Below are 5156 nucleotides of genomic sequence, written 5' to 3'. Positions count from 1 at the left end.
GAATTTATTTAGCGCGACGATGACGTTTTGGTTGAAATTTTTTAGATTTTCTATGTGGGCTTTTAGGTTTTCGCCGCCTAGCTTTAGCGCGTCCAAATTTGGCTGTGAGATGCCGTCTTTATCGCATCCGCCGTTATATTTTAGCGAGCGGATAGTGCTTACTAGTACGACGCATTTTGGCGCAAGTCCTGCGGTGCGGCACTTGATATCGAGGAACTTTTGCGCTCCTAGTTCAGCGCCAAAACCCGCCTCGGTCACGACGTAGTCGGCTAAATTTAGAGCAGTTTTGGTTGCTATCACGCTGTTGCAGCCGTGCGCGATATTTGCAAACGGTCCGCCGTGGATGAGCACGGGCGTGCCCTCAAGCGTTTGCACGAGGTTTGGTTTTATCGCCTCTTTTAGCAGGACGCAGACGGCGTCGGCGCAGTTTAGGGATTTTGCGCGCACGAGGTCGCCCTCTTTATCGTAGGCGACGACGATGTTCTCGACGCGTTCTTTTAGATTTTTTAGATCGGTCGCGAGGCACAGGATTGCCATTATTTCGCTAGCGGCGGTGATGACGAATCCATCCTTTCGCGTAAATTTATTGCTCTTTTCAAGACCTATCTCGATCTCTCTTAGCGAGCGGTCGTTCATATCCATGCAGCGTTTGAAAACAACGCGCGCAGGGTCGATATTTAGGGCGTTGCCGTGGTGGATGTGGTTATCTAGCATCGCAGCGATGAGGTTATTTGCCGAGGTGATAGCGTGAAAGTCGCCGTTAAAGTGCAGGTTGATATCCTCGCTAGGCGTCACCTGCGAGTATCCGCCGCCAGTCGCTCCGCCTTTTATACCAAAAACCGGCCCCAGGCTCGGCTCTCTAAGCGCGGCACACACGCGTTTACCGATACGTGCTAAGCCGTCAGATAGCCCCACGGTTACGGTCGTTTTGCCCTCTCCGTACGGTGTCGGGTTAGTCGCGGTAACTAGGATGAGGTTTGCGCTGGGTGCGCTACCTAGGCGCGGTTCGATCTTGGCTTTTAGCTTGCCGAAGGTATCTAGCACCTCCTCGCCTAGCCCCAGTTTTGCACCGATTTTTACGATATTTTGCGGTTTTGCGCTCGCTTCTATTTCTCTGTCGCTTAGCATCGTCTTTCCTTAAAAATTTGATTTAAAATGATTTTGTAATTTTACCTCGCAAATGCGAAAAATCTCATTAAATTTTAGCCGCTCGTAATCAAATTTGGGCTAAATTTGAAACTAAATTTGACAAAGGATCGCGATGAAGGCGGTGAATGTTTTGCTTTACGAGGGGTTTACGACGATGGACGCGCTAGGACCCGCCGAGGCGCTATCTAGGGCGCTGGATGACGGGCGAAAGTGCTACGAGATAGAGTATTTCTCGGCTACTGGCGGACTTGTCGGCGGCAGTACGAGTGCTAAAATTTGGACGCGAAAGCTAAGCGAGATCGCCAAATTTGACGTCTTGCTAGTGCCGGGCGGTTTTGCGGCTAGGGAGCTTGCGCATGATGGCGAGTTTATCGCGGCTCTAGGCGAGCTATCGCGCAGACACGAGTACGTGATCGCGGTATGCACGGGCTCGGTTTTGCTAGCTAAAACAGGGCTTTTGGACGGCGTGGAGGCCACAAGTAACAAGCTGTCATGGCAGTGGGCGACCTCGGAGGCTCCTAGCGTACGCTGGGTGCGTGCTGCTAGGTGGTGCGTTAGCGGGAAATTTTACACCGGCTCGGGCGTGAGCGCGGGTATCGACGCGGCTCTGGGTTTTATCGCCGATATGCACGGGCTGGACGAGGCGCAGAGGATCGCCGTGACGATGGAGTATGTCTACAATAGCGACAAAAACGCGGATCTATTTTAAAATTTAGCTTGCGGCGGTTGCTAAAATTTGACGGTCAAATATAAGCCTAGTTAAATTTCGAGGCACCGTGTCTGAAAGATGCGTGAAAAACGAATTTACAAAATTAGCCGTTCAAAAGCACGGGTATAAAAAGAGCAAATTTAGTCTGATAGTCGGAAAATTTCCAATTTACGGCAAAAAAGCAAATAATCCAAAACAATGCAAATTTTATTGCCAAAAATCGCAAATTTTATAAATTTAGCGGTTTTGGGCGACAGACTTATCGCCATTTAGAGCGTTTTAAGCTTTTCGCGCACCAAGGAAACGTAAATCATCGCTAGCGTCGTCGCAAACCAGATGACGTAAGGTAAGCAAAAAACAAAAGGCTTTTCGTAGTAGTCGTATTGCACGCCGACGTTGCGGCCGATGTAGAGGTAAAATCCGCCCACGATAACAAGGTAAAACATCACGGCAATGGCGTCGCAGATGCGAACTAGCTTGCTGGTCGGATGTTTTTGTTTAGATACGGTCTCGTGATTATGACTCATCTTTTCTCCTTTATTTTTGGGAAATGTTATCATAATTAGCGTAAAATTTTGATGATTTATATCAAAAACTTGCTTTTAAAATTCAAATCAAAAGTCCACTATAAAATTTAAGACGAAATTTAACCAAAATTCGCGTAAAATCCATCCAAAAAGCAAGTAAAAATGATAAACAAACTGGCGCAGCGTATCGCTCGGGCGATGGAGTACGTCTGGAATAGCGACAAAAACGCGGATCTGTTTTAAATTTTAGTTTGCGGCGGGCGCTAAAATTGAGCGCTAAATTTAAGCCGAGTCAAATTTACCGCGCCGTGCGCCAAAACCGTAATTTTTAAAACAAACGGCTCATATCTTGCCCCCGCTACCACAGTTTTAGGCATACTTGCCCTATTATGACGGCAATGGGGGCTCCGTTTATGTCGTAGGTGTTGCTCGAGTTTGAACCAAAATCGGGCTTGACGACGTTGCCTTGTATCACCCAAGTGTTGCTTGAGTTTGCGCCGTATTTGGGCTTTATTTTTTTGCCGTCAAACTCAAATGTGTTAGAGGAGTTGGCTCCAGTTTTGGGCTTTAGCACCCCGCCGTCAAATTCAAAGGTATTGTGCGTGGTTGCGCCGTATTTGGGCTTTAGCTCGTTGCCCTCATATACCCAAGTGCCGTTTCCCGCAGACCTTCCGTCCCAGTTGATTTTCGGCATTTTATCCTCCTAAAATGAGTTATAATCAATCACTTTGCGCGGCTTGATTCTTTTGCTTTTACGGCTTCGTAAATTTCATCCGCGTTCGTCAAATTTGCGTCCAAAAACTCCTGCGCCTTTTTGAGAGTGCGCGCTCCCATGATGCCGTCGGCCTTGACGCCGATAGCTTTTTGCACGTATAAAATTTTCTCTTTTTGCGTGATCTGTGGAGCGGTTTTAGCTGCAGCGGTGGAGTTTGCTTCGCGCTCTTGGTCGCTAGAGCCATCAAATTTAGCCGTCATCTCGCGAAATTTGGCCTCCAGGCTACGCGACGCCTCAAACCGCTCGTCAAGCTGCATAAGAGTCGGAGCGTAACCGAAGCTCGATATCGCGCCGTAGATCGCGCCGAGGGCTCCAAAGCCCGCTAAAATTTTAAAAAACAGAGCAAAAGCCTCTTTGTTTCGCATGCTTTGGCGGTACTCTTTAGGCACGGCACTACGGCGGATCAGCGTAACCAGCGCGCTAAGAGGTGCCAAGACGCACCAAGCCGAGCCCGCGCAAACGGCCAAAAATATAAGCGTATAAATAGGTGCCATGATGTAGCGGTCGGCTAAATTTTCGCCTAAAAATCCCGCCGTAAAAACTAGCGCAATCAGCCAAAACACCGAGCCCAGCCCGAACCAAACCGCAGGCGAGTAAACAGGAGAGATTTTATCCAGGCATTTTTTCATCGTATCGCCTAGCTTTTTAGCCGCGCCCCTTGAGACGTAGCCTTCGCAGGCCTCTATCACGGCGTTTGCGGCCTCTGTTTGCGCGCCGTCCGTTTTAGCGATACGCTTTAGCGCGGAGTCTAGAGCTGGCTGCGAGCAGTAGCGCGTGAAAAATTTAAACGCCTCGCGCCTAGTTATCTTGCCGTCGGCGTCGATCTTTTCTAGCATAGAAATCTCGTCTGCAAAAAGATCATCGAAAAAGGGCGGCCTGATAAATGCATAGGGCGGGTTGCTAAAGCCCACCGCCTCGTACTCCTTGCCTAGCAGGATAAAATTTAGCCTCGTTATCGCGCTAGAACCCACGTAAGAAAACAGGTGCGAGCTCTCGTCGCCATTCTCTTCGTCTTGATAAAACGGTATGGTTTGCGAGATAAATTTGCAGGTGTGAGCGCATAAAAAGTCCAAAAGCTCGTCGGCGTAGGCGCGCGATTTTATTCGTAAATTTACGCTTGGTTTTGCGTAGGCGCCGATGTTTGCTACTGTGGTAAAGTATCCGTGTCCGCTGCACTGGGCGCACTGCACGTAGCCTGATCCCCCACATCCGCCGCACCTAACCGTGCCAGATCCCGAGCAGCCGTAGCAGGTATTTGAGCCGCTACCGCCGCATGATGAACAGCTCTCGTAGCGATACGTCACGTAGGTGCTACCGTCTGAGTTATACTGGGTGTGAGGGCGGTTCACGCCGCCGCTGCCTCCGCACGTAGAGCAGCTTTGTCGTCCGCGTCCGCCGCAGCTGGAGCAGGTTTTTTTGCCTCGTCCGCCGCACTCGCCGCATCTCGTCTGCCCGTCCCCTCCGCACTCGTCGCAACGCTCGCTCATGCTAAATGGCTTAAAATCGTAATACCTAACCGCGCCGCCTGATTTTGCGACGGCCTCTTTTGCGTCTTGGCGTAGCTCGGTGAGTAAAATCTCGCGCAAATCGGCGCTGTCTCTAGCCTGCAGCAAGCACTCTCTGGCGTGATTTTCGTAGCCGCGCATATCGTCGCCGAAATGTATCTGCTCCTTTGTGCCGCCAGCGATTTTGCTCTCTTCGCGCTTGCCGTAAAACTCCCACGTCACGGTCGCCGTCGCTTCAAAATCAAAAATTTCGTGCGAAATTTCTACCAAGTCCTCAGGCTTAGCTTGGTTGCCGCTTACTAGATTTCGCAGCCCTTTTAAAAACGGCTCGTGTAAATTTAGCTCGTCAAATTCGCTCATTTTAAATCCTAAATTTGATTTTGCGCGTCTAGTCCCGCGCGCTTTTTTATCTCGCTTAAAAACTCCGCCCCGCCGTCGCCAAAAGCCTCGCGCGGCACGGCGTAAAACATGGAGTTTGCGATGATAACGAC

At 49.9% G+C, this 5156-nt stretch carries 5 protein-coding genes; 1 reads left to right on the top strand and 4 read right to left on the bottom strand.

Annotation, left to right across the window (positions count from 1 at the left end):
* On the bottom strand, window positions 1-1128 hold a 1128-nt coding region (locus tag Q0546_RS10150), incomplete at its 3' end, for a formate--tetrahydrofolate ligase (RefSeq protein WP_298792715.1).
* 133 nt (window positions 1129-1261) lie between these two features.
* On the opposite strand from Q0546_RS10150, the gene Q0546_RS10145 reads away from it, so the two are divergent.
* Complete coding sequence (locus Q0546_RS10145; protein WP_298792714.1) at window positions 1262-1858, top strand: DJ-1/PfpI family protein; 597 nt, start codon at window positions 1262-1264, stop codon at window positions 1856-1858.
* 269 nt (window positions 1859-2127) lie between these two features.
* Here the strand turns inward: Q0546_RS10145 and Q0546_RS10140 are convergent, their stop codons facing one another.
* From Q0546_RS10140 to Q0546_RS10130, 3 genes are all read right to left on the bottom strand, one after another.
* Window positions 2128-2385 carry a hypothetical protein gene (locus Q0546_RS10140; RefSeq protein WP_298792713.1) on the bottom strand — a complete coding sequence of 86 codons (258 nt, stop codon included), beginning with the start codon at window positions 2383-2385 and terminating at the stop codon, window positions 2128-2130.
* Window positions 2386-2743: 358 nt separating this feature from the next.
* Window positions 2744-3079 (bottom strand): hypothetical protein, encoded by a 336-nt coding sequence (locus Q0546_RS10135; protein WP_298792711.1) that lies wholly within the window; start codon window positions 3077-3079, stop codon window positions 2744-2746.
* 29 nt (window positions 3080-3108) lie between these two features.
* On the bottom strand, window positions 3109-5025 hold the full coding sequence (locus Q0546_RS10130) for a hypothetical protein (protein WP_298792710.1): 1917 nt from the start codon (window positions 5023-5025) through the stop codon (window positions 3109-3111).
* Between the last annotated feature and the right edge of the window lie 131 nt (window positions 5026-5156).

It is taken from the genome of uncultured Campylobacter sp., from assembly GCF_937997465.1.
Classification (GTDB): Bacteria; Campylobacterota; Campylobacteria; order Campylobacterales; family Campylobacteraceae; genus Campylobacter_A.
This window is presented reverse-complemented; position numbering and strand designations above follow the sequence as displayed.

Coding starts and splice junctions, on each gene's coding strand:
- Q0546_RS10145 (WP_298792714.1), top strand. CDS start 1,262: ATGAAGGCGGTGAATGTTTTGCTTTACGAGGGGTTTACGACGATGGAC.
- Q0546_RS10140 (WP_298792713.1), bottom strand. CDS start 2,385: ATGAGTCATAATCACGAGACCGTATCTAAACAAAAACATCCGACCAGC.
- Q0546_RS10135 (WP_298792711.1), bottom strand. CDS start 3,079: ATGCCGAAAATCAACTGGGACGGAAGGTCTGCGGGAAACGGCACTTGG.
- Q0546_RS10130 (WP_298792710.1), bottom strand. CDS start 5,025: ATGAGCGAATTTGACGAGCTAAATTTACACGAGCCGTTTTTAAAAGGG.